Source organism: Salipaludibacillus keqinensis, assembly GCF_003226325.1.
GTDB lineage: Bacteria > Bacillota > Bacilli > Bacillales > Salisediminibacteriaceae > Salipaludibacillus > Salipaludibacillus keqinensis.
Genome location: NZ_PDOD01000006.1, coordinates 151,593 through 176,705 on the forward strand (window position 1 = coordinate 151,593; position 25,113 = coordinate 176,705).

Sequence of the window (25,113 nt, forward strand, 5' to 3'; positions counted from 1 at the left end):
ATCCATGAGTGTACTCCGGGGGGGCGTCTGGAGTAACATCTATGGCATATGACGTTACAGGTGAAACGAAAAATAGAGTGAAAGCCATAATAACAAGTAGTTTCTTCATGAAGAACAACCTCCTAGAATATTTTCATTTATTATTACATACTTAGAAATTCCTTGCATCGTCCAATATAGTTAATATTCTGAATCTTATAACGTTATTTCTTTCACATGCTTCCTTATTTGTAAGTTATAATTAACATATTAATATTTTTGAGGAGTAGGTCAGAGATGAACTATTTAATTGGCGATCGATTAAAAGATTTGCGAGAACATTTGAGTATGTCTCAAAAAGAACTTTGCGAGGAAATCTGTACACAAGGCCTGATCAGCAGAATCGAAAACAATACCGCCACACCTACCGCTCCGTTGTTGCACCAGATGGCCATAAGGTTAGGTGTCGATTTAAATTATTTTTTTGACGATATTTCGAGAAATGGAATAAATTACGTAAAAGAAACAACCAACCTTATCGATTCGCACATTCGTGACCACCACTACCCTGAAGTCATGAAGATTATTCGGTTTGAAAAGAACAACCCCCTATTTAAAGAACGGCATTTAAAACAATACCTTCTGTGGCGAGAAGGAATTTGCCTGTTTCATATGAACCATGATAGTCATCAGGCACTTACGCTGCTGGATAATGCACTTAAATTAAGAGTGGACAGTGAGAAAAATCTTACTGAAAACGAGATTGATATTCTAGCCTCTAAAGCGATTATTTACAGTAAAATGAATGAATTAGACCTTGCCGCAGAAATTTACAGTAAACTATTATCTCAGGTCGATTCCCTTCCTATGTTAAGTAGTCAGCGTTTGATCATCCGAATACTATTTAACGCTAGCAGAAACGAATATGACCGAAAAAACTTCAAACAATCGATTTTATATGCAGATAAAGCTATTAAAACATGTCTAGAAGAGGATCAACTTTATTTATTAGGCCATCTCTTCTTCCAAAAAGGCTGCTCTCTCTTTCAATATGATCCTACCGAAAAGGATAAAAGTATCGAGCTATTGAACGAAGCATTACATATTTACCGTTTAAAACCTGTAACAGAGTTTATTAATGATTTACATGAAGAATTAGAAATCATTAAGAATGGCTAATCATACTTCTTTGTTAACTGCACTCTATCAATCTATCAATTTTATACTATTTTTCAGTGTAAAAGATATAGATAATCATTTGCTATTTTGTGAGTTTCTCCCCTCTTGCTTCCTGGCTCCAAATACTACCTGAAGAGTATTAATATGTTAATATCTTTATAAGAAACAACTATAATTAAAGAAGCCTGTGTAGTTTTGCCGTTGTTACTGGCGAATAACAGGCTTTTTTACGGTTCGATAAGTACAAATATTTAGAATATTATGAGTCTATCGATAATCGAAATAATATTCCAAGGAGGTTTTATATTGAACAGGTATTCTAAGTTATTAGGGGTCATTATCGGATTTATCTTAGCATTTACGTATGTTTTTTCAAATGCTAGTGTTTCCGCCAACGGTCAGGGAGCAGAAAGATTTGATTACTTAATTGGTTTCAATAATGACGTCAATGAGAATGTTGTAAAGCAAGCTGGCGGTGAAGTGCTGCATGAATATAAATACATGCCCGTTCTTCATGTGAAGATTCCTGAGAAGGCGGCTAAGGCTCTAGAAAAAAATCCAAATATTGATTATGTAGAAAAAGATGAAGAAGTAACTACATCGCAAACCGTCCCCTGGGGAATCGACCATATTAATGCTCCAACCGTCCATTCTTGGGGAAATAAAGGAACTGGTGTAAAGGTAGCTGTACTAGATACTGGAATTGCTACACATGAGGATTTAAGAATTTCAGGTGGTGTTAGTTACATTAGCTCGGAGCCTTCTTATCAAGATTATAATGGACACGGCACACATGTTGCTGGAACAGTAGCTGCTCTGGATAATAGCTACGGCGTCATTGGCGTCGCCCCATCTATTGATCTCTATGCGGTAAAAGTCTTAGATCGAAACGGGGGCGGATCGCACAGCAGCATAGCCAAAGGAATCGAGTGGTCTGTTACCAATAATATGGACATTGTCAATATGAGTTTAGGGGGACCTACAGGGTCTTCAACTTTGAGTCAGGCTGCAAATTATGCCAATAATCAAGGTTTACTATTGATTGCGGCTGCTGGGAACACCGGTACAGCTGGCATTTCATATCCTGCGAGATATAGCTCTGTCATGGCCGTAGGTGCTGTGGATTCAAATAACAATCGAGCGTCCTTTTCTACTTACGGCAACGAGTTAGAGATTATGGCACCAGGAGTCTCAGTACTTAGCACCTACACATCAAACCGTTATGTGGAATTGAACGGTACATCGATGGCCAGTCCTCATGTAGCTGGTGTAGCTGCCCTAGTAAAGAGTGAGTACCCATGGGCTTCTAATGCTCAAATCAGACAAAGGTTAACTGATACAGCAACGTCTCTTGGTCATTCTTACTATTATGGAAGTGGCCTTGTAAATGCTTCTCATGCTGCCTATTAATATCTTATTTGGAATAAAAGTAGCTTGAAATACTAGAGAACTATTTTAAATATAATCTTAAGGAGAGGGTTCAATTGAAAAAATTAGTCGTATCATGGTTACTTCTTGTACTTATCTTTTTACCAGCTCACGGAGGATTAGCTTCAGGAGGAAATGGTGAAAGCAGTGACTACTTAGTGAAATTTAATGGTCCAGCAGAGAAGGGGATTGTTAAAGCCTTTGGTGTTGACGAAGAAGATATTCTTCACGAATACGAGTTATTATCTGTTATGCACATCAATTTAACCGACAATCAAAAGAGAGGATTAGAAAGACACCCTCAAGTTGAGATGGTTGAAGAAAATGGAGAAGTTGAGGCGTTAGGTCAGACTGTTCCATGGGGTGTCCCGCATGTTCAGGGAACCGCTGCTCAAGAAGAAGGCTACACGGGTGACAGTGTGAAAGTGGCCATCTTAGACACGGGTGTCGATAACACGCATGAAGATTTAGCTGCTAATGTAAAAGGCGGACATTCCGTCTTTGATGACGCAGATAACAGCGATCCATATTATGATGAGAACGGACATGGTACACACGTAGCCGGAACCGTCGGTGCAGTGAATAACGACTTAGGTGTTATTGGTGTAGCATATGACGCAGATTTGTATGCTGTTAAGGTCTTGAACAATGCCGGCAGTGGCACGTTAGCAGGAATTGCTGAAGGTATAGAATGGTCAATTGATAATGAAATGGATATCATTAATATGAGTTTAGGTGGTTCACAAGGATCATCAATTTTGGAGGAGTTCAGTGACCTCGCTTATGACGAAGGTGTTCTTGTAGTTGCAGCTGCAGGAAACAGTGGAAATCGTGGTGGAAACAATGATACGGTTGGATACCCTGCCAACTATGACTCGGTTATTGCAGTGGCTGCTATTGATGAAAACAATAATCGAGCGAGTTTTTCCAGTAGCGGTCCGGCAGTAGAAATTTCTGCGCCTGGGGTGAGTGTCCTCAGCACCATCCCTGGCAATGATTACGCAGCATTTAACGGTACGTCCATGGCATCTCCTCATGTAGCAGGTGTGGCTGCGCAAGTTTGGCAAGCGAAACCGGAACTATCAAACGAGGAATTAAGAGATTTATTAAATGAAACAGCTCAGAGTTTAGGATCGGCCAGCCAATATGGTCATGGTCTTGTCCAGTCGTTGGATGCCATCGAATATTAATAGTTTTATAGAAATGACCTAGCCGTGAGAAGGCTAGGTCACTTATTTCTACAAAGAACACTTGGGTATCGGAATAGTGAAAAGATGATATTAATAAATATAGGTGCTCTAAATATGAAAGGGATAATTTTTACGTACCCCTCCACTTAGCCACACTTAAAGTGGAGGGTACCTCTCTTCCACGACCATCTTAAAAAGCCAAATGAAATGTGTTCTCACAAGTGTGTAGACTCGGTGAATTCCTATCCTAATAGACTGAACATTCATTTGTACCTTCGATTTTTAGGATAAAAGAACTACTGAAAAGCACGATATTCCGAATAAACCATAATGAATAGATATCGTTTATCGCGCAATTTTGATACACAACATCTACCAAGGCCAACTGTTATATGACAATGAAGAACATTAATTTAGAATTTTCCCTTCTCCCTTGTATATATCAGCATAGTGAAAAAAACCACTTATCCGCCCTATGACTTAATTTTCATAACATTCCTAAAACTATATTGACTTATTTAAGTGTAAGCGATTACAATCTAATCAATACCATACTTGTCTATTATTGTAAACGAACTTGCAGGAAGTCATTTTCACTGCATTTGATGTTTACGAGCATCAACGACTGAACACTCAGTCGGATTACTAAATAAAAAGGGGGCGCTGTATTGAATGCTTACAAGCTGGAAGTCCGTTTTACCATTATGATGAGCGTATTACTTTTACTTGCTGGGAACGTTGCGTTAATTTTCTCTATTTTCCCTGTCAATGGTATGCTGTTCGGATTCCCGATCATGTACATTATACCGATACTTTCAGGTTGGTTCGGGATATTATTTTTAACGATAGTCGCAAGTAAAATCGGCAATCATATTGATGAAAAAATTGAGCAAGCCAATGAGCAAGGGGACCCTTCGCTGGAACAGATTGAAGGTTTCACTAAGAAAAAAAAGAATTACGAGGGGGCATAGACAAGTATGGGAGAAGAAGCATGGCAGTTATCGAACCCCTTTTTAGGGATTGCAGCAATCATTGTAACCTTCATTTTATTTTATGTCGTAGGGTATATTTCCAATCGTAAGAGCAGCTCTGTTACTGATTTATATGTGGCAGGAGCTAGTATTGGCCCTTTAACAAATGGATTGGCCATGGCATCGACTTATATGAGCTTGGCCACATTTCTTGGGATTACAGCGCTTATCCTTCAATTACAAGTACCGTTTATCATGCTGTGGATTCAGCTTATATTGTCTATTCCCCTTATTACAATCATCTATGGCACAAGCTTACGGCGGATGGGAGCCTTCTCACCGACCCACTTTATCCGTGAACGTTACGGACTCAGTGCTTCGATCATTGCAGCATTATTTATGATTCTTGTCTCGCTCATGTATGCATTGGGGCAAATGATCGGGATTGCACTTGCCTTCGAAACTGTTCTCGGAATTCCGTACTTAACCGGCCTCATATTTGGGGGATTGGTGATTGTCGGATACGTCACCTTGGGAGGCATGGCAGGCGCATCAAATAATGCTGCGATTCAAATGGTCATCATTGCGCTCATGTTCATCGTGCCCCTTGCTGCGATTATGAAGGCAGTGGGTGGAAGTGGATGGTTCTTCCCTCCTCTCCTCTACTCTGATATGGTTCCAGCCATGCTAGAAGCAATGCCTAATTTCTTTGATTACCAGTTTTCGCCGAAATGGTACGTCTCTCTTATTGGATTAACGATTGGATCTCTTGGCCTTCCCCACTTGGCTATGCGGATTTACACTGCTTCTAGTTTGAAAAGCGCGCGAACAGCAATGGTCTGGTTTGCATTTATTATCGGACTTGTTTTCTCAGCAACTTATGCAATGGGCTTCGTCGGAGTTTATGCGACGGAAACACAAGGCGTAGCTATTTCTGCAGCCGATGCCGACAAGCTCACCCTTATTTTGAACTTGGTTTATAATCCTGAATGGGTCACTGCCCTCGTCATTGCCGGAGCTATTTCAGCTGGCTTGTCTACACTTAGTGGCAATCTGCTCGCTATCGGCGCCTTACTTTCTCAGGACATTGTAACCGTACTTAAACCAAACTTATACGTAAAAACACGATTAAAGCTAGGGTATATCGCCATTTTCACCGGAGGGATTATCAGTATCTTGCTTGCCATTAACCCCCCTGCCTTTTTAGTCGTCAGTATCTTGTGGGCGTTTGGTCTTGCCGGTGTTACTAACGCACCGCTTATTATCGTTGGAGTGTGGTGGAAAGAAGCGAACAAATTCGGCGCCATCGCAGCCTCAGTAATTGGAGGTGCCCTTTATATTATCGTCTCACCGTTCGTATTCCCAACGATTGTCCTGACCGGTCACAGTGTCACCGACGGCATGGGTTTATCCGGCGCAATGCTGGCCATCCCTGTCAGTTTCATCCTGCTTATCGTCGTTTCTTACGTGACAAATAGAATCCCTAAACTGTCGACAATGCTGACGACGAAAGCAGATCACATACTTATTGAAAGAATCCATGGATGGAAAGATATTCATCCCCGACGATACAACAGCACGATAGGAGCTGCCATTACTGTCGCATTTTTTACGGCCATTGCCGTGTGGGCGATCATGCCTTGGAATATGTAGGTTCATAAAGGGGACATTGCGATGATTGGAAAAATGATTACACTACACGCACCGGCGTTTGAGGCATTTCTTGGTACACCTAAATCAAAGTTATATATTCGCCTGATCATCATCTGTCTTGGGGTGGTCTATGGATTAGCTGGTATTGCTGCTAACGCGGTGTTTATTGCAAGCTTTGAATCGGCCCTGCTGCGCAGTGTCATCGTCCCGATCATCTTCATTTTGTTTGGCTTATTCTCTGTCTGGCTCACAAAGATCGGTCTGACTGTTTTGCTTTGGGCAGGGGCTAAAGGTTTTGGTGGTCCAGGGAAAATCAAGGATTTAAACCAAACCACAACAATCGCCCTTATCCCTGGAGTAATGGCAATCCCTGTCCTCACAGGGATGAACACCAGCTGGTTTATGATGGGGGCACTAGTCATCGGCGTCAGTTGGATGTTTTTTATTTGCGTACGAATCCATGAGGTAACCCAAGGATTCGTACGTTGGAAAGCCTACGCTGCCGTATTTGCAGTATTTGTCTTTTTCGCAAGTGTTTATTACATCGTTATGCCTACAAGCATAATAACTTAAGGGGGAGTCACTCGTGAATCGTGATCAATTAATAGCACCTGCACAGTACAATATCACTGAGGAACTTATGAAATACGCTCACGACAACACAAGGACAGCTGTTCGCTGGCTAGATCAGGAAGGCAAGCGACGGAATATCTCATACAGAGAAATGGTGGAAAAAATGAATCAGTTCGCCTTAGCTCTTAAGGGGCAAGGGGTTAACAAAGGGGATAAACTTCTCATTATTCTACCGCGAATTCCTGAAGCTTATATCACTTACCTAGCCTGTTTAAAAGCTGGTATTATCGCCATTCCTAGTTCAGACATGCTTCGTAAAAAGGATTTGTTATACCGCATCCAACATGCGAATGTGAAAGGGATTGTTTCCTTTCATGAAACAACTGGTGAAATTAACTCCATTGATGAAGATCATCCCGCCCTTTCGAAAAAATTCATAGTTGGCGGTGAGGAAGAAGGTTGGCAGTCGTTAGAGAAGCTTGCTGCAAAAGAGAAAACAGATTATGAAGGCGAAAAAACTAGCCGGGACGATATTTCTTTTTTATCTTATACATCGGGAACTACCGGGAATCCTAAAGGAGTCGTTCACACGCACGGATGGGGCTATGCTCATGTTCGTACAGCGGCCAAAGAATGGCTTGGTGTCGAAGAAGGGGATCTTGTCTGGGCCACGGCTGCACCGGGCTGGCAAAAGTGGATCTGGAGCCCATTCCTTTCAACGATTACCCTAGGCGCCACCGCCTTCGTCTATCACGGTAGTTTCGATCCGATAAGCTACTTAAAACTGATGGAAGTGGAAAAGATCAATGTCCTTTGCTGTACACCGACAGAATATAGGCTAATGGCTAAAGTTGAAAATCTGTCTGACTACAAACTTCCCGATTTGAAAAGTGCTGTGTCTGCTGGAGAACCGTTAAATCGTCCCGTTATTGAAGCTTTCCGCCTAGCATTTGATTTAGATGTAAGAGACGGGTACGGTCAAACAGAAAATACTTTGCTCGTTTGTAACCTAAAGGGGATGCCAACGAAACCTGGCTCCATGGGTAAGCCGACACCAGGAAATCCTGTAGATATTATTGATGAAGATGGCAAGCCTGTTAAGGTAGGGGAAGTCGGTGACATCGCCGTACACAAAGATTGTCCTGCCCTGTTTAAAAAGTACCTAGACGAACCTGAACGTACTCAAGCATCCTTTCGAGGCGACTGGTACTTAACAGGTGACCATGCTATGAAAGATGAGGACGGTTACTTTTGGTTTAAAGGCCGCAGTGATGACATTATTATTAGCTCAGGTTACACGATCGGACCGTTCGAAGTGGAAGATGCTCTCGTGAAGCACCCTGCCGTTCGTGAGTGCGCGGTGGTAGCTTCACCAGACGAAACCCGCGGCAGCATCGTAAAAGCCTTTGTCGTCTTAAGAGATCCGGACGTTGTTCCTGACGCAAACCTTGTCAAAGAATTGCAGGACCATACAAAGAGCATCACCGCCCCTTACAAATATCCAAGACAGATCAGCTTTATAGAAGAATTACCGAAAACCACATCCGGCAAAATTCGCCGCATTGACTTACGACTACAAGAACAAAGATGATAGAAAGTGAGAGTTAATCAGTTGCCGACTGCGACTGTCCCATATATATCTTATATGTTCAGATGAAAAAAGCCTCAGCCCCTCGTAAATTAGACACGGGGCTGGGGCTATCATATTCATATTTCTTTAGTTGTCCATACCGCCATGATGATGCTTGAAATTTTTACTAGGTGCGGCACCCAAAGTGCCATGATGGCCTTGATACATTTTCTTGAATTCATGAATAGACATGTCCTCATGGTTTTGCTTCATCTGCCCCACATTCATCTTTCCAGTTGCTTCCTCTACATGGTCATGCGCAGAAACTAAACTCCCTGCTCCAAAAATCAACAGAGTAGCTGCAAGGACCGCCGTTGTAATTTTTTTCATTTTTAACTGCCCCTTTCTAAAAGTATATCTTCACCCTACCCTCCAAATTTGAAGGATCTATGAAGAAAATAATGGTTAACAGAAAAGTCTCATATCAAACAATCAACCTGATGAAATGGTGATTGAATCTATCCCCTCACCCATTCACTCAATCTGCCAAACTGAGTTTTTGCATCATGATAGCCCAATTCATACAAATTTTCCAACCTTTTCTGGTTTCGCTCAAAACTACTAACGGGGACATCCTCACTTGGCTGGATTAAAAACACATTACCTTTTTCCTGCTCAGCTTCAATAAACGATAACGCCTCATTATATGTAATTAATCGTTTATGCAACGAATCAGCGACGGCAGGATATTTTCGATAGAGCAACCTCATAAACGACGAAGCCCTGCTTGGTTTCAATCGTTCGTTATTGGTTTTGGTCATGATAACGACATTTTTTTGATTTCCGTCTTTTTTCGCTTTCTTAATTGGAATCGGGTCCACAAGACCTCCGTCAAGCAACACTCTTCCGTCATATTCCACTGGCGGAGCGATCAGCGGCAGAGAACTTGAGGCACGAATGATTTTCAGGATATCTTTTCCGTGTTCTTGTTTATTGTAATATAGTGCCTCACCGGTGTGGCAATCAATGGTACCGATTAAAAACTGTTCCTTGCCTTTTTCTAATGCAGTAAAATCAAAAGGAACAATATGATTGGGTACGTGATCGAATAAGAAATCCATGCCGAATAACTGTCTTCTCAAGATGACATTTCGCCATGATAAATAACGGGAATCGTTTACGAGCCCAATATTGACCTCTTTATTTCGACCCTTTTGCCTTGATAAATACGAGGCGCCCATGCAGGCACCTGCTGATACTCCTATGACATAATTGAAAAATAAATCTCTTTCTAAGAAATATTCAAGAACTCCAGCAGTATAAAGCCCTTTCATTCCTCCTCCTTCTAACACAAGTCCGCAATTATGCATATAATCAATCCTTTTGCACTAAATTTCTTTATTCACAAACAAGTATCTCACGAGAAAAAATCTTGTTTTTACTGACAATACATCGATCAACAATCATAAATCCTGCGTTTCTTATGAGATGATCAAAGGACTCGATTGTCACGATAACCACTTTCTTTGCGTAGGTTCGAGCGCTTGTAAACATCTCCAGCTTTTCTTCATCAGTTATCACAGAACATAAATTGTATGGCATATCAATAATCGCCACGTCATAGTTTCCGGTGATCGTTCTCATATCAGTCAGAGACACCTTCGTTTGTATTCCAAAGTGAGCTAAATTTTTCCGTAAGCCGTACATGACTTTTGGATTTGAGTCACTTCCCTCAATATACACGCCCATCGAGCTTGCCTCAATGAGGACGGTCCCAATGCCGCAACAAGGGTCAATGGCCTTGATTTCAGTTGGATTTGGAACGGCAATATTAACGATGCTTCTTGCTATCCGTGTACTTAATGCCGTGGAGTAGTGATAAGGCTTTTTTTCATGTTTGAGCCATACTGGTTCACTTTGTTTTAACCGTCCGAACAACCAACGGCCTTCAACATTCATGATCCCGAATAATTGACCGGGCTTATGTAAATCCACCGTTCCATCTACCTTCAAACCGACTTCCCTCTCCAATGATCGTCTTTCTTTGAACATCGGATTATGGGTAGACGGATTTTTCACGAATAACACTTTGAATGTCACGTTTAGTCTAGGAAGTTCTTTGACTCGGTTCATTAACCCGTCTATTGAATATGACTCACATAATATTTCTATTCGCTCGTTCATAAACGGACTTCGATTAGGGTCTACTTGAATGACACTTTCCATCAGTCCTATGTTCGAATCAGCACCAAAAAAAGCACGCATCTCTAATTGACAGAGATCTTTCTCCTCTTCTCTGTACGAGTATGTATAAATATATGTTGGTTTATTATCGTTTTCCAATCTCTTCTCATCCTTTTCGTATCATTGCCCTTATCTATAAAAGATATCTTTTTAAGGGAGAAATAGCAAAGTATCATAAAAACCACATGAGTACCTTGCATTACAAGGTACTTAAAGTTATACTTTTCTTATACTATGTAATACAAGGTAAAGAAAGAAGTGATCCCTAGTGGCCATGACCCAAATGATGAAAGGCATATTAGATGGTTGTTTGCTTGCAATCATTAACGAAAATGAAGTTTATGGCTACGAATTAGCCGTGAAATTGGAGAGATACGGGTTTGATTCAATAAGTGAGGGAACCATTTATCCTCTGCTCATTCGGATGCAGAAGGAAAAACTTGTGACTTCTACCTATAAAAAATCTACTGCAGGCCCAAAAAGAAAGTACTATTCGCTAACAGACAAAGGCGAGGAGGAACTAGCAAGCTTCATTAAACGTTGGGAGTACTTACAGATCAATGTTACGAACGTGCTGAATGATGAAACTAAACCATGAAAAGGAGAGAGAGCAAATGACACACTCAAAACTTTCCCACAAAAGTAAAACATTCTTAGAAGATTTACGAATCTATTTATTTTCAAGTGCAAAAAACTCTGAAGAAATTGATGATATTGTCGATCAATTGGAAGTTCATTTATTGGAAGCAGAACAAAACGGAAAAACCATTGAAAAAATTATTGGCGATTCTCCTAAGGATTATATGAACCAACTCTCTCATGAAATGTCGCTCGACTATAAGGCTTGGGCAAAGTTTGTCCCGATTATTCTATTCGGTAGCTTTTCGTTTAAAATTGTCGGTGACAGTCTCAGTGGAGCACTTGCTTACTCTATATTAGAACTTATCGGATTCTTTACCATCGGCATTATTTTTCTCCTAGGTGTCTCCGCTACTTTCAAATTTATTTCAGGTAAAAATCTTTCAAATGGAAAACAAGTCACGGTCTTAAGTCTCGTTCCACTTCTGACCATGGGGTTGTTCTTTAGTTTAATCTATTTAAATAGAGTGATCGACCCACCACTCATACACTTTGGACAACTCGGCAGTATTATTGCAGTAATCATCACAATGATCTTTCTTATCGCTGCCTCGTGGTGGGCGAAAACAGCCGTTCTTTTGGTCATAATTACTCTTTTATACTTGCCACCATTTCTCCTTAGCTTCACATCCATGCAAGAAGTGACTCAATTAACGATAGGTGTGTTTGTTTCTTATATTGGAATAGGTATATACCTGTTCATAACCTTTAAAAGACTAAAGAAAACCAATAAACTTTAGCTGCCTCTATACCTATTCTATTTTTTGTTCTCTCTCTCTTGACTGTCCGGAAGAGGAAACGGAGTCGATGCTTCAAGTAATTCTTTACGCCTGATGGGGTTTATCTCTCTTTTTTGCAAATCTCTTCGTAGGGCCGCCAACTGGTCGACGTATTCACCATATTCTGGACCTAATAATTTTGCAATATGTCTCGTTATTTTTTTGGAAAGTATTGGGCTCGCACCAGATGTGGTTACTGCTACTTTCAACTTTCCCCGTTCAATAACAGATGGGAAAAAGAAGCTACTTACCTGTTGGTTATCAACTACATTAATTAGTGATACGTACTGAGTGAGACCTGTCGCGAACTTTTCGTTTAATGCAAAGGAATCCGTTGCAATCACTACCAAAAAGAAGGACCGCCAGTTCAAGTCCAACCGATCACAACCTTCTCGATCAGTATCCTTTACTTTCATATCTGTTTCCTTATAGGTAAAGGCATTCCGCTGCTGTTTTAAATTTTCAGTCAATGTTGGACTAATGACCGTGACGGAGGCCTGCTCTTTAAGTAAATGTATGATTTTTCTTTCGGCGATGGTGCCGCCCCCAATGACAAGGCACGGCTTGTTTTTTATCTGAAGAACAAAGGGGCTACTCATTTTCACCATCTCCTTTCAATAATGATCATTACTGTCTATCATTCGCTAACGCCGCTTCCAGTTGATTTTCTATCCAAGATGACACCAGTGGATGTGGAAGGTACGTCTTTCCTTCCCAATGATAAGAAAGACCTTCTAACCTATTTGGTATGACTTTGTTTGTAAAATACCCTTCACATAAAAACAGCGGAAGGACGAGGGTCTCGGTCTCTTGTGGGAGACGAGCAACTGTACTTCTTAAGTTATCTGGGTGAAGAGTACCATGGACGATTTGTTTAAATGGAAAGCGAGTAGCCAATGCCTGCTTCATCCTTTGCAGAAGTTCCTCCCACTTCTCATGAAAGGAAGATTCATCGCTACCGTGTGCGACAAGGAGGAGGACTTCCTTTTCCGGATTCACGGATAAAGAAGCCACCCGTTCTGAAACCAAGTCCATTACTAGAGCATGATCATCCATTGGTTCGCACCAAACAATATCACAAGCCATTTCAATTGGATGAAGATCCGTATCAACAGGCGTTTCTGCGATGACTCCTAACGCATATTTGATTTCATCAATATGCGTGCTTCCTGACGAGATAAAAAGAGGAATGGAGACGATCGTCTTAATTCCATCACTTTCTAACTGCTGAATTCCTTTTTCTATCGTCTTTTCTTCGCTAAATTCCAAATAACTGATCACCACAGGAAGCTCTGTGTTCACTTTTAAAACGGCTTCCTCAATATCCTTTTCCCATTTTGGGTTACTTGAGCCATGGGCGATGATCAGCACTCCTGTTTGACTCATATTCATTCAAATTCACCTTCTTTACGCATGGATTGCTTGTTGAAGCAAAGGCGAATCTGCCAATTTATCTTCAAACCAAGCTAAGTCTTCTCTAAGTCTAACTACTTCGCCCACGACAATGATTGCTGGAGAGGCAATTTTCTTTGTTTCCAATTCTTTCACAATCGTTCCTAGTTCCCCAGTGACCGTTTTCTGCACCTCGCACGTTCCCCATTGAATGATCGCCACCGGTGTAGAGGGCGGTCGTCCATGTAGCAACAATTTTTCTTGAATGAGCTGAATTTGCTTTACTCCCATATAAAAAACGAGCGTATCCACTCCGACCGCTAAGCTCTGCCAATTGATCTCTTCTTGCTTGCCATCTTTTCGTCTGTGCCCTGCTACCACCGCAAAAGATGAGCTTAATTCTCTATGGGTAAGAGGGATTCCCGCATAAGCTGGCGCCGCAATTCCGGATGTAATGCCTGGGACGATTTCAAAGGGTAACCCATTTTGCCGACAAGCGGCCGCTTCTTCACCGACTCGACCAAATACCGTTGAGTCTCCGCCTTTTAAACGAACCACTTTTTGACCTCGCTTCCCATGATAGACGAGAATGTCATTGATCTCCTCTTGGGAAATACAAGCTGTTTGTGGTTGTTTCCCACAATAGATAAGCTCTGCACCTTTTTTAGCATGATCAAGCAACTGGATATTCACAAGCCGATCATACACAATCACATCCGCCTCTTGTAACAGCTCTGCTCCTCGGAGTGTTAAAAGCTTCGGGTCTCCCGGACCTGCCCCAACAAAATAAACTTCACCTACATGTCTTTTCATACGTCTTCCCCCTATGATTTTATTCATGTCCGATCACAAACCCGGCGTGTTTCGTTATGATTCTCGTATCATATAATGATAATTCCTCTATGATCGGGGTCTGTAAATATGATTTCTCTAATTCAACTTCAGCTACATTAAAAGCGGTGGCTTCATCTTCTGCTGCAACGACAATATGGACATTTTTCTCTTTATTCACTCGCGCTTCAAACCGGTAAAGTTTCATGGTCCTTCCTCCTCGTGATGAAAACCGAGTCAAGATGCTTGCTGTTCAATGATTTCGGTTAGTTTTTCTTGAAGTGGCTCTTTTCCTAAACGTAAATAAAAAGCGTGAAAGTCCTCTCCTTGTTGTTTTTCATCTGTGAAATATTGAATGAATTTTAATAGGACGCCGTCTAATTCGTGTGCTTCGATTTTCCCTTTCAACTTTTCGTTGAATTGAGCTCCTTGCGTCAGAGTTCCACCTACATAAATTTCAAACGCTTCAACAAGCTTTTTATCTTTGTTTTTCATTTTAATCCCTTGTAAACCGATATCGGCTATTTGCCTTTGCCCACAGGCATTTGGACAGCCAACCATATGGATTCTCACCGGTACATCGACCGTTAAATGGTCATCCAAATAATTTGCGATATCCCTCATCCGTTCTTTTGTTTCAACAAGGGCAAGGTTACAATACTCAATCCCTGTGCATGACACCGATGAACCGATAAACGGCTTCGGAGCGATATTCATCCGGTCTAGAATATCTTCATTTAGAAAACGATCCACGTCATCATCAGCTATGTTAGGAATAACTACATTTTGCGAATTACACGTCCTGATTTCACCATTTCCATATTCCTTAGAAATGCGAGCAAGTTCAATTAATTCATCCGAATACAAACGGCCTACAGGGATATTTAATCCTATATAATTAAATCCTGCTTGTTTTTGCGGATGAACTCCGTAAAAATAGCCTGCGTTCCACGTTTCAAAGCGGTTCGTGCCTTTCGATGGCAAAGAGATGAACTCCTCCATTTTTTCCTTGAACGCTTCAGGCCCCCAATCTGCGAGAAGAAATTTTAAACGAGCACGGTGACGTTTTTCACGGTATCCATGATCACGGAAAATGGTCGTCACCACTTTTGTCACTTCGTTCACTTGATCTGGCCTTACGAACACATCCAGCTCTTGAGCCAAGTAAGGTTTTGCTGAGAGGCCTCCGCCAACATACACGTGAAAACCGTGGACCGCTTTCCCATCTATTTCTTTCGTTGCCGGTGTAAATGACAAGCAGTTAATTTCCGCATTTTGTGCATTGTTCAAATTGGATGAGATCGACACTTTGAATTTTCTCGGCAAGTTAGAAAAATCTCGGTTATGTTGGAAATAATCATAGACATCCTGAACGATTTCCTGCGTATTAATCAGCTCATTTGGATCGATTCCCGCCAAGGGATTTCCAACGATGGTTCGCATAATGTCTCCACAGGCACCTACCGATGATAAACCACCCTCCTCTAAGCGACGGAAAATATCTGGGATGTCTTCGATTTGAAGCCAGTGGAACTGAATTGCCTGACGTGTCGTGATGTCAATGACATCACGGCCGTAATCCTTAGCAATCCCAGCAAGAATCAATGCTTGACTATGAGAGAGAATGCCGGATGGGACATTGACCCGCATCATGAAATAACCATCTTCTTTTGGCTTTTGCAGATAGAGCCCAGCCCATTTAAAGAGGGGCCAATCTTCTTTTGGAATCGAGGCAAACCCCTCTTCCGCGTATTGAGGAATATCATTTAAAATATCCAATCCGTCTTTTTCTAGTTTTAATTTTTCTTCTTTACTCAATTTTTCGTTATCTGCCCAAACTTTCGTGTACCCCATTATGTAAATCCCCTTTCTACTAAATAATTTGTTGCTCTTTCAAATAGGTTATGATCGTTTCTACCGAATCCTCTACTGAAGCAAGGTCACTAGAGATCGTTAATTCTGGTGACACAGGTTCTTCATATGGGGCGCTAATTCCCGTAAATTCAGGTATTTCACCGTTCCGCGCTTTCTTATAAAGGCCTTTTGGATCTCTGTTTTCGCATTCTTCAACGGGACATTTCACATAAATTTCGATGAATTCACCTTGTTCCACCATCTCTCGGGCAAGTTGGCGATCTTCCCGGTAAGGGGATACAAAAGCAGTTAGTACGATACTTCCTCCATCAACGAAAAGCTTGGATACCTCTCCTATCCTACGTATGTTCTCTTGCCGATCCTCCGGCTTAAATCCAAGGTCCCGATTTAAACCATGTCGAATATTGTCCCCATCCAACACATAGCTTTGAACACTAGACTGATGTAGGCTTCTATCCACAGCGTTCGCCAATGTTGATTTTCCTGAGCCAGAGAGTCCAGTAAACCATATGATACAGCTTTTGTGCCCTCGAAGTTGTTGACGGTCATGTTTTGTTACGACAGAATCATGCCAGTGAATATTTGCCGCTTTATGGCTCATACACTCACCTTCATTCCATCAATCAATACTTGAACGACTTCAGGACGACTAAATTCCGGTGGAGGCGTCTCCCCGTTTCGTAGAAGTTCTCTTACCTTTGTACCTGATAAAATGACCCGGTCTTTCAGTTCATGAGGGCACGTCTTAGTGGAAGCCATGTTCTCACACTTCTTGCAATAAAAGCTGTGTTCAAAGAAAAGTGGCGTAATGCCTAAGTCTTCTTCTGAGAACTGCTCAAAAATCTCCTGTGCCTCATACGTGCCATAATAGTCACCTACGCCAGCATGATCACGCCCGACGATAAAATGAGTACAACCGTAATTTTTTCTGACTAAGGCATGAAAAATCGCTTCGCGGGGGCCCGCATATCTCATGGCTGCTGGAAATACAGCTAGGAAAACTCGATCTTTTGGGTAATAATTTTCTAACAGTACTTGGTAACTTTCCATTCGAACATCGGCAGGAATATCATCGGCTTTCGTTTCACCAACCAGTGGATTTAAAAACAAGCCATCGACAATTTCCAAGGCGGATTTTTGAATATATTCGTGAGCTCGGTGAACGGGATTCCTCGTTTGAAACCCAACGACCTTTTTCCACCCTTTTTTCGCAAAAGTTTCTCTCGTCTCAGCTGGATGAAGATAATATGTGGAAAATTGATCCTTTTCAGGTGAACGGACGAGCGTAATTGGACCTCCTAAATACGTATCGCCTCTTTCGAAGATTTTTTTGACCCCTGGGTGTGCCTGATCAGAGGTTTTATACACTTGAATCGCTTCCGTTTGTTGGTCTGGGGTGTAAATTTCCTGTAATTTTAGGATACCATACGTCACACCTTGGAACTTAAGCAAAACCGACTGTCCCTCCGAAAGAGAAGAAGCGACTTCTCTAGTCACCGGAAGGGTAATCGGCAGACTCCACACATGGCCGTCTGATAGCCTCATTTCTTGCACCACACTAGAGTAGTCTTCTTTCCCTAAAAATCCTGTTAACGGGCTGTAAGCTCCATTAGCAATAAGCTCTAAATCTGACAAACTCGTTTTGTCTAGTTCAATTGACTCTGAAATTCCTGAATAATCGACCGAATCATCGAATCGATTCATTAATGTTCCTCCGTGAGGAAGGCTTACTGTCATGTTCGATCACTCCTTCGCTGAATTTGGTTTTACGTGCAGGCCACACTCGGTCTTTTCCATCCCAGACCAGCGGCCTGCCCGATGGTCTTCGCCCTCTTTTACCGGAAATGTACACGGCTCGCAGCCTATACTTGGATAACCTTGGTCATGAAGCTCGTTGTAAGGAAGTTCGTTAGCGTGGATATAATCCCACACATCCTGCCAACTCCAATGAATCAACGGGCACACTTTCACGAGCTGGAACTTGTCATCTTGATTTACAAACTCTGTATTCGCTCGAGTCGGCGATTGGTCTCTTCTTAAGCCAGATAGCCACGCCGTGCTTCCCTCTAGGGCTTTTTTTAAGGGACGATTTTTACGAATCTCACAGCACAGATCGGGACGAGTCGCCCAGAGTCTGTCGCCATACTCAGCCTTTTGATCTTCTAGAGTGAGATCGGGCTCAATCATATCTATTTGCAAGGTTGGATATTTTTTCTTGATCCGATGAATCAATTCATAAGTTTCAGCGAAATGAACATGCGTATCAAGGAAAACAATACGAGCATCTGGTTTGGTTTTTGAAATCATATCCACTAAGACGATTCCTTCTGCTCCGAAGCTGCATGCATAGGTGAGTTTATCGTGGAACAACTCATATGCCCACCTAATCACGTCTTCTGCCTTAAGGTGTTTCAAACGCTCTTGAAAAAAAAGATAGTCGCTCTCGGTAAATGATTGATCAGGGTTGGTTATTCTTGTCATGGGCTTAACTCCCTTCTTCTTCCTTAATTCATCTAATCACTGTTGGACTGTTTGTTGCTCTAACTTGACGGACTTATATAAACTCAATGTACCGATTGTTGCGATAATGATGGCAAGGACAATAACCACCATATATGGGTTAGGATGGAGAAAGACTTGAATCAAACTATATGACATGACGAGTGACAAAATCGGTGACACGATCCACACCTTAATAATTTTTCTTATCACACCTTTTTGCCAAAGTTGAAACCCGTTTCTAGCACAACCAATACCAACAATTCCTGAGGTTGTCGCTTGAGTTAAAGGAACTGGGATACCAAATACGGAAGCGATAATGACGAGTCCACCACCCGTGCCTGAAACTGCGGTTCCTTCTAACAAAGAAAAGGAAATGATTTTTTTCCCATTTGTTTCAAGTACTTTCCCTCCGAAAATCAAAGCCCCTAATGCCACGAATACCGCTCCCAACCAAATACCTGAAGTTTGGGCGATAATTCCTGCCCCAACAAGGGGTCCGATCGCATTGGCTACATTGTTCATTCCAGCGGAAAAAGCTTCAATAAATCCCGTTGCAACTAACAAGAGAGCTAGCCATTTTTTCCAAACGCCTTTCCCTTTTAATTCAGGCCATCTACGTTCAAGTACTTGAATCGTCTTCCCTAAAATAAAACAGATCAGAAAAGCTGCGACAGGTACAAGCAACCAAAAAGAGACAATATACAAAACATTATTCACATGCAGAGCTTGAAAGGCGATGCCCACCCCAACTACAGCTCCAATCGTCACTTCACTGGTTGATAACGGGATGCCGATCATATTCGCTAGGAAAAGGGTAAGAGTAGCTGAAAGTAAGATAACAAGAGCCACCTCGATTGAAAAAATACTCTGAGGAATAATTCCTTCCCCAACGGTTTTCACCACTTCGCCTCCGCCAATGACTGCTCCAAGCATTGCCCCTAATCCAGCTAAAAGAAGTGCGAGTTGTTTTTTTACAGCTCCGCTACCATAAGCAGGACCTAAAGTTGCAGCTGCACCACTAGCTCCAATATTCATAGCAAAAAATAACGCAATGGCTATCGCTGTATAGGCTAATAACATCCCTCACACTTCCCATCCACTTAGATTACTTTCATATAAATTTGATAATACCCATTTGGTTACTAGGGATTATATACAACTTACAATAATTGGTCAACAGAATTTTGCGAAAAATATATACAATTCTAAATTTAGTTATTTTGACAGGGGGTCTGTTTAGTACTTTTCCTTTCCTCTCCCTAACTTTCATGGTCTCTAGTTATCATTTTCTGTCTTTCTGAAAGATTCTATGATTTCCGGAACTTGTACCCACCATATATCACCTGCACCTGATGGTCTTTCTTCTGAAGTTTCATTAGGCAAGGACCATTTCAAAGAGAAACCTAGTATCATGATGGTCACAACAGTAATGAACATTCTCTTCTTTATCGTCATATAGATCACCTTTCATTTTAGAATGGAAGCGAAAAGAAATGCCCACTGAAAAAGAACCATGCAGCAAGTAGCGTTAATATGATATTCAACAATTGCCCAGTAATATATAGAATGATCGGCTTGCCACCTTGAACCCCTTTAGCCAATTCTTTGAAATTTGATTCTAAACCAATACTGACGAATGCTAGGGCAAAAAAGACTCCTCTATAATCGTCAATCACCGGTAAATACGTCTCGACTGCCTGTTCTGGTAAAACGAAAGAGAAGATAAGTGAAGCACCTAGAAACCCAATAATGAATTTTGGCATACGTGTCCAAACTTCTTCCCCACTCACTTTTTTATTCAAGCCTTTGTTTTCGTAACGAGAAACGAAGAATAGGGCGATGGCTACAGCTACAAATCCAATTAAAATATTTTGCACCATCTTTATCACTGACGCCACTTCCATGGCCTCATCTCCAAGTAAAGACCCTGCTGCTACTACAGCACCAGTCGCATCAATTGTTCCACCAAGCCAAGCACCGCCTACGACAGCATCTATATTTAAAGCTGACACTAAGGCAGGCATCCCTAACATCATAATAATGGTGAAAATAAGCGTAATGGAGATGGCCAACGTAATCTCTTCTTTTTTTGCTTTAGCAGCCGTACCTGAAGCAATTGCCGCCGACACCCCACAAACAGCTGTTGCTGATGAAATGGTAATCGCTAGCCCTCTTTGGTCTTGCATGTTCAGAACCCGCTGTGAAAACCAATACATTAAAATAATCACAATGGGCGTAACAATCCACGCTACACCTACACCTAATAAACCTAGAGCTAGCATCCGGTCAAATAAGATCGATGCGCCCAACAACACGAGTCCCGCCTTAATGTAAAGTTCCGTGTGTAACGCGTGCTTTAAAAATGCTGGCGTTTTAAGAACATTACTTATAAATAAACCGAGAGCAAGGGCCCAAATAACGTCATTGAAGCCATAGTGTCGCCATGGACCAAATTCTCCTAAGACGAACGCTGCAGTCGTGATCAAAAATAGCACGGGAAAGGCCACCACAAAATTCTTAAAAGAATTTCTCTTCAAGAAAAAAATGGCTATTCCAAATACAAGAAACGAACTTAATAAGGTGATGAAGAGACCTGGGACATTCTCTAAAGGAATGGATTGAAAAATGGTATCTGCTGCTTCTGTCCCCCACCTTTCAGGCAGTACCGGTGAAGATAATAGCGATAAGGCGACAAGCCCAATCACACCAAAACCAAGCCAAACTGCCCACCAGTCTTCCGTGTTTAACGAATTTTTTTGGGGCTCTTCCTTCTTTAATTGATCCCCTTCAAACTCTCTCTTTTCTGCGCTTTTCATGTACATTCCCCCTCTGCTGTTTAAATAACCGAGTAAACTTATATGATTTATTAGTATAGTTGTGTTAACTTGTCCATGTCAACACAAATTTCCAACATTTATTAATAATTTTTGAATATTTGTTTTATTGAACGGACGCTAAAAAGACCATGAAAAGAGGGTTTACTTCTTTTCGTGGTCTTACAGATGAGTGTAAACATTTACTTTTTACAAGTTGACTAGCTTTGTATTTGATATATTATTAGAAAGATACGAGCTTCCAATTTAGGGGGAACGAAATGAAATTTATCAAGTTTTTTGTTATCAACTTACTGCCGATTGTGATTGTCATGTCAACGATTTTTATTGCCTCTTCCCAGAGCTCTGATCAGCAAGATATCAGTCCTGTATTGGACAGAGTATCCGATGAAAGTAGTTTAAGAGGCATTGCTGCTTCTGTTAAAGAGAGAATTGATGGAGTAGCAGACCGGGTAATCGCATTGGCTATCAATCACCCTTCGATTGTCCTAGTAAGCTTTACTGTAATGGCGATCCTTATAGCAGTATTATTCTTTCGACTCGTTCATTCACCGGACTCCACTGTCAAAAAAGTGTTGAAGTCAATTATATATTCTGGAATTATGTTTATGTTCATGGCTACCGCCGTTTTTGCTGTTAAAAGTGATTCCGTCATTGAGGTGATTAGAAATCAGCTCTCTTTGGATCAAATTAGAACCCTTCTTACAAGAATTGATTTCACTTATGCTGGCTCGACCGTAAATTTACAAAGCCACGGTGTAGATGGCTTAATGGAGTTTTTTCTCCGAAAGGGCGCTCACTTCTTTCTTTTCGCCCTCCTCGGTTTCTTCGTCTTCTTGGCGTTATTTAAGTTAACCCGTCGGTCACTCTCTTCTTTTATTATCGCGATGATTGTGGTTATTGCTTATGCCGCTCTAGATGAATACCGGCAGACCTTCATCCCTTCACGGTCAGGATTAATAGAAGACGTTATTCTTGATACGGCAGGTGGTCTTTTCGGAGCAACCATGGGTTGGTTGAAAAAACTGATATCAAGGTCGCTAAGATAACCCTTTTTACTTGTCCTTGAAAGACGTGTCATGACCAAGAACAGCTTTTTTCACTACCTTTTTTAGATTGGTATGTTTCCTTCCTTTCTTTTTCGTGAATAGATGAGGTAGAGACGTGAATAGAAAGGATGATCGAGACATGCAATCATTACAAGGAAAGAAAGCTCTTATTACAGGAGGAAGCCGGGGGATTGGTGGCGCTACCGCCATAGCTCTCGCTAAGGAAGGTGTCGAACTGGGGCTCATTGCCCGATCGGAGGAAAGTTTTGATGGAATCCGCAAAGAATTAAACGACCTTGGAGCGACTTTTGTTACGGCTGTGGCAGATGTTTCAAAAGAAACAGAAGTTCACCTAGCCGTCAAAAAAATTGAAAATGTGCTGGGTGCACTTGATATTTTAGTCAATAATGCAGGCGTTGGCGTACGAGGATCGTTCCAAGAATTGCCTACTTCCGAATGGAGAAAGGTTTTGGACACAAATGTGATGGGCATTGTGCATGTTACACAGGCTGTCCTTCCAGGCATGATTGAGAAAAATCAAGGAGACGTTATTAACATCTCCTCCATGTCCGGCTTAAAAGGAACTAAGGGATCAAGTGCTTACAGTGCTTCGAAATTTGCCGTCATCGGTATGAGTGAGTCGTTGATGCAAGAAGTACGCGGCCACAACATTCGTGTAAGTGTTCTAACACCAAGCTTGATTGAAACAGATTTTACTAGAGGAAAGGATTCAGCCGAGCGAAACCCCGATAAATATACGCAAGCAGAGGATGTGGCAGAATATATGGTCAGCCAACTTAAACTGAACCAACGTACATTTATTAAAACAGCTGCTCAATGGGGTACGAATCCTTTCTAAATCTCTAAAATAACGATAAAAATATGGCCTGACGTCCTGTCGAGTTTCATGGACGCTCGGGCTATTTTTCATTTCAGCATCATTAATTGATCATGAGACACCAACATCCTTTCGTTCTTTCACTATAATAATATCCGTACATCCACGTTTCTGATAGTATAAGGGGAAACATACGAATGAAATCAAATCTATCATATTATTCTAAGGGAGCGTTGAATGTGAGTTTATTAAATAAAACTGTAGTGTTAGCTGCTTCAAGAAAAACAAATGAGATGAGTAAAATTATTGAGAAACAACAAGGAACACCACTCGTTCGTTCTCTTCAAGGGACAGTTTTTCTGAATGACCAAGAAGTGAGGAAAGACCTTGAAAGAGATGTTGAAGAAAACTATGACTGGATGATCTTCACTACTGGAATTGGAGTAAATGCTCTTCTAGACATGGCAAAAGACATGAATATTAAGGACCAATATTTAAAGTCAATCAACGAAGCAACGATTGCGGCTAGAGGATACAAGACCTTTGCAGCATTGAAAAAAATTGGAGTCACCCCTACCGCAAAAGACGACGACGGAACTATTAAAGGTCTTATTGCATCACTGCAGCCGTATGACTTCAATGGAAAAAGAGTCATGGTCCAACTTCACGGAGAAAATGCGCCCTCCTTGCTTGAGTATTTAATAGAAGAAGGGGCAATTGTCTTCCCCATCCTCCCTTATAAGCATGTGGATCCAAAGCCGGAAACGGTAGAACGTTTTTGTCAGGAAGTGTTAGCAGGTGAAATTGATGCAGTCTGTTTCACAGCAGCGATTCAAGTTCGTTCCTTGTTTAAGTATGCCAAAGAAAAAAGATATAGCAGGTCTATCGTCGATGCCTTTATGACTCATACGATGGCCGTTGCCGTAGGAAAAGTGACGGCTGAAGCATTACACGAAGAAGGGATTGACCGCATCGTCAAACCAGATTTAGAAAGAATGGGCGCCATGATCGTTGAACTAAGCAATTATTACGAAGAAATCGAAAAGTACTAACTTGCTCCAAGGGAGTTTACGCTGATCACTTTCCCTTTATAGAACATTTTTTGATAGTTTTTTAGCCCTATTTACAATCGAAGGTGCCTGAGGAACTTTCCCCAGACACCTTCATAAACGTCCACTACACTTTTTTAACAAATTCTGATTTTAATTTCATCGCACCAAAACCATCAATTTTACAATCAATATCATGATCCCCATCAACGAGACGAATATTTTTCACTTTCGTTCCTATTTTTACAGCTGAAGAAGTTCCTTTGACTTTAAGATCTTTGATGATAGCGACTGTATCTCCATCTTGTAACACCATGCCATGTGCATCTTTAATTAATGATTCCTCTCCAGTATCTGCCACTTCTAATTCTAACGCCCACTCGTGACCACAATCTGGACAAACAAATAAATTCACGTCTTCATAAGTGTTTTCAGAATTGCACTTTGGACAATTCGGATAATCAACTTTCATGTCGTATCCTCCCTTTCATTAATTAAAGTCAACAATACTTCTCTACTACCCTAGTTGGTAGTGATG

27 protein-coding genes are annotated in these 25,113 nt (G+C 41.4%); 12 read left to right on the forward strand and 15 right to left on the reverse strand.

Annotation, left to right across the window (positions count from 1 at the left end; genetic code table 11):
* The first annotated feature begins 276 nt into the window (after positions 1 to 276).
* The 7 genes from CR194_RS19045 to mbcS all read left to right on the forward strand — a co-directional run bounded on the left by CR194_RS19045 (position 277) and on the right by mbcS (position 8,564).
* Positions 277 to 1,158: a helix-turn-helix domain-containing protein gene (locus tag CR194_RS19045; RefSeq protein ID WP_110612020.1), complete on the forward strand. Its 882-nt coding sequence runs from the start codon at positions 277 to 279 to the stop codon at positions 1,156 to 1,158.
* 303 nt (positions 1,159 to 1,461) lie between these two features.
* Positions 1,462 to 2,568 (forward strand): S8 family peptidase, encoded by a 1,107-nt coding sequence (locus CR194_RS19050; protein ID WP_233254440.1) that lies wholly within the window; start codon positions 1,462 to 1,464, stop codon positions 2,566 to 2,568.
* 74 nt (positions 2,569 to 2,642) lie between these two features.
* Entirely contained in the window at positions 2,643 to 3,776 is a 1,134-nt protein-coding gene (locus tag CR194_RS19055) for a S8 family peptidase (RefSeq protein WP_110612024.1), read from the forward strand.
* A 668-nt stretch (positions 3,777 to 4,444) separates the two neighbouring features.
* The gene (locus CR194_RS19060; protein WP_110612026.1) at positions 4,445 to 4,747 is read left to right on the forward strand and encodes a hypothetical protein; all 303 of its coding nucleotides are present in this window, start codon (positions 4,445 to 4,447) and stop codon (positions 4,745 to 4,747) included.
* 6 nt (positions 4,748 to 4,753) lie between these two features.
* Entirely contained in the window at positions 4,754 to 6,400 is a 1,647-nt protein-coding gene (locus tag CR194_RS19065; protein WP_110612028.1) for a solute symporter family protein, read from the forward strand.
* 21 nt (positions 6,401 to 6,421) lie between these two features.
* A complete protein-coding gene (locus CR194_RS19070; protein WP_110612030.1) occupies positions 6,422 to 6,973 on the forward strand; it encodes a hypothetical protein in 552 nt (183 codons plus the stop codon).
* 13 nt (positions 6,974 to 6,986) lie between these two features.
* The gene (mbcS, locus tag CR194_RS19075) at positions 6,987 to 8,564 is read left to right on the forward strand and encodes an acyl-CoA synthetase MbcS (protein ID WP_408640770.1); all 1,578 of its coding nucleotides are present in this window, start codon (positions 6,987 to 6,989) and stop codon (positions 8,562 to 8,564) included.
* A gap of 126 nt (positions 8,565 to 8,690) precedes the next feature.
* On the opposite strand, the gene CR194_RS19080 is transcribed toward mbcS, so the two are convergent.
* From CR194_RS19080 to CR194_RS19090, 3 genes are all read right to left on the reverse strand, one after another.
* Positions 8,691 to 8,933, reverse strand: a complete 243-nt coding sequence (locus tag CR194_RS19080) for a hypothetical protein (RefSeq protein ID WP_110612032.1) — start codon at positions 8,931 to 8,933, stop codon at positions 8,691 to 8,693.
* A 128-nt stretch (positions 8,934 to 9,061) separates the two neighbouring features.
* A complete protein-coding gene (locus CR194_RS19085) occupies positions 9,062 to 9,913 on the reverse strand; it encodes a patatin-like phospholipase family protein (RefSeq protein ID WP_110612034.1) in 852 nt (283 codons plus the stop codon).
* 28 nt (positions 9,914 to 9,941) lie between these two features.
* Positions 9,942 to 10,886 (reverse strand): TRM11 family SAM-dependent methyltransferase, encoded by a 945-nt coding sequence (locus CR194_RS19090; protein ID WP_233254433.1) that lies wholly within the window; start codon positions 10,884 to 10,886, stop codon positions 9,942 to 9,944.
* 175 nt (positions 10,887 to 11,061) lie between these two features.
* Here CR194_RS19090 and CR194_RS19095 point away from each other — a divergent pair, with 175 nt between their 5' ends.
* Both CR194_RS19095 and CR194_RS19100 read left to right on the forward strand, forming a co-directional pair.
* Complete coding sequence (locus tag CR194_RS19095; RefSeq protein ID WP_110612247.1) at positions 11,062 to 11,385, forward strand: PadR family transcriptional regulator; 324 nt, start codon at positions 11,062 to 11,064, stop codon at positions 11,383 to 11,385.
* A 16-nt stretch (positions 11,386 to 11,401) separates the two neighbouring features.
* The gene (locus tag CR194_RS19100; protein ID WP_110612036.1) at positions 11,402 to 12,166 is read left to right on the forward strand and encodes an HAAS domain-containing protein; all 765 of its coding nucleotides are present in this window, start codon (positions 11,402 to 11,404) and stop codon (positions 12,164 to 12,166) included.
* A 17-nt stretch (positions 12,167 to 12,183) separates the two neighbouring features.
* Here CR194_RS19100 and CR194_RS19105 read toward each other — a convergent pair whose 3' ends face one another.
* From CR194_RS19105 to CR194_RS19155, 11 genes are all read right to left on the reverse strand, one after another.
* Positions 12,184 to 12,804, reverse strand: coding sequence for a precorrin-2 dehydrogenase/sirohydrochlorin ferrochelatase family protein (locus CR194_RS19105; RefSeq protein WP_158282315.1), 621 nt, complete (start codon positions 12,802 to 12,804; stop codon positions 12,184 to 12,186).
* Positions 12,805 to 12,832: 28 nt separating this feature from the next.
* On the reverse strand, positions 12,833 to 13,597 hold the full coding sequence (locus tag CR194_RS19110; RefSeq protein WP_110612040.1) for a sirohydrochlorin chelatase: 765 nt from the start codon (positions 13,595 to 13,597) through the stop codon (positions 12,833 to 12,835).
* A gap of 15 nt (positions 13,598 to 13,612) precedes the next feature.
* Positions 13,613 to 14,410 (reverse strand): uroporphyrinogen-III C-methyltransferase, encoded by a 798-nt coding sequence (cobA, locus tag CR194_RS19115; RefSeq protein WP_110612042.1) that lies wholly within the window; start codon positions 14,408 to 14,410, stop codon positions 13,613 to 13,615.
* A gap of 19 nt (positions 14,411 to 14,429) precedes the next feature.
* Positions 14,430 to 14,636, reverse strand: coding sequence for a DUF3906 family protein (locus tag CR194_RS19120; protein ID WP_110612044.1), 207 nt, complete (start codon positions 14,634 to 14,636; stop codon positions 14,430 to 14,432).
* A gap of 29 nt (positions 14,637 to 14,665) precedes the next feature.
* The gene (locus tag CR194_RS19125) at positions 14,666 to 16,282 is read right to left on the reverse strand and encodes a nitrite/sulfite reductase (RefSeq protein WP_110612046.1); all 1,617 of its coding nucleotides are present in this window, start codon (positions 16,280 to 16,282) and stop codon (positions 14,666 to 14,668) included.
* A 19-nt stretch (positions 16,283 to 16,301) separates the two neighbouring features.
* Positions 16,302 to 16,904 carry an adenylyl-sulfate kinase gene (cysC, locus tag CR194_RS19130; RefSeq protein WP_110612048.1) on the reverse strand — a complete coding sequence of 201 codons (603 nt, stop codon included), beginning with the start codon at positions 16,902 to 16,904 and terminating at the stop codon, positions 16,302 to 16,304.
* Positions 16,901 to 18,040 (reverse strand): sulfate adenylyltransferase, encoded by a 1,140-nt coding sequence (sat, locus tag CR194_RS19135; protein ID WP_110612050.1) that lies wholly within the window; start codon positions 18,038 to 18,040, stop codon positions 16,901 to 16,903. Before sat ends, cysC begins: the two co-directional genes overlap by 4 nt.
* Before the next feature lie 6 nt (positions 18,041 to 18,046).
* Positions 18,047 to 18,784, reverse strand: a complete 738-nt coding sequence (locus CR194_RS19140; protein WP_110612052.1) for a phosphoadenylyl-sulfate reductase — start codon at positions 18,782 to 18,784, stop codon at positions 18,047 to 18,049.
* A 36-nt stretch (positions 18,785 to 18,820) separates the two neighbouring features.
* Entirely contained in the window at positions 18,821 to 19,885 is a 1,065-nt protein-coding gene (locus CR194_RS19145; RefSeq protein WP_110612054.1) for an inorganic phosphate transporter, read from the reverse strand.
* 195 nt (positions 19,886 to 20,080) lie between these two features.
* The gene (locus CR194_RS20355) at positions 20,081 to 20,218 is read right to left on the reverse strand and encodes a hypothetical protein (RefSeq protein WP_233254435.1); all 138 of its coding nucleotides are present in this window, start codon (positions 20,216 to 20,218) and stop codon (positions 20,081 to 20,083) included.
* Between the two features lie 59 nt (positions 20,219 to 20,277).
* A complete protein-coding gene (locus CR194_RS19155; protein ID WP_110612058.1) occupies positions 20,278 to 21,621 on the reverse strand; it encodes a YeiH family protein in 1,344 nt (447 codons plus the stop codon).
* Between the two features lie 278 nt (positions 21,622 to 21,899).
* On the opposite strand from CR194_RS19155, the gene CR194_RS19160 reads away from it, so the two are divergent.
* From CR194_RS19160 to CR194_RS19170, 3 genes are all read left to right on the forward strand, one after another.
* Positions 21,900 to 22,688 carry a VanZ family protein gene (locus CR194_RS19160; protein ID WP_110612060.1) on the forward strand — a complete coding sequence of 263 codons (789 nt, stop codon included), beginning with the start codon at positions 21,900 to 21,902 and terminating at the stop codon, positions 22,686 to 22,688.
* Positions 22,689 to 22,827: 139 nt separating this feature from the next.
* Positions 22,828 to 23,547 carry a 3-ketoacyl-ACP reductase gene (locus CR194_RS19165; RefSeq protein WP_110612062.1) on the forward strand — a complete coding sequence of 240 codons (720 nt, stop codon included), beginning with the start codon at positions 22,828 to 22,830 and terminating at the stop codon, positions 23,545 to 23,547.
* A gap of 212 nt (positions 23,548 to 23,759) precedes the next feature.
* Positions 23,760 to 24,578 (forward strand): uroporphyrinogen-III synthase, encoded by an 819-nt coding sequence (locus CR194_RS19170; protein WP_408640771.1) that lies wholly within the window; start codon positions 23,760 to 23,762, stop codon positions 24,576 to 24,578.
* A 124-nt stretch (positions 24,579 to 24,702) separates the two neighbouring features.
* On the opposite strand, the gene CR194_RS19175 is transcribed toward CR194_RS19170, so the two are convergent.
* A complete protein-coding gene (locus tag CR194_RS19175) occupies positions 24,703 to 25,047 on the reverse strand; it encodes a zinc ribbon domain-containing protein YjdM (protein WP_110612066.1) in 345 nt (114 codons plus the stop codon).
* Positions 25,048 to 25,113: the final 66 nt, after the last annotated feature.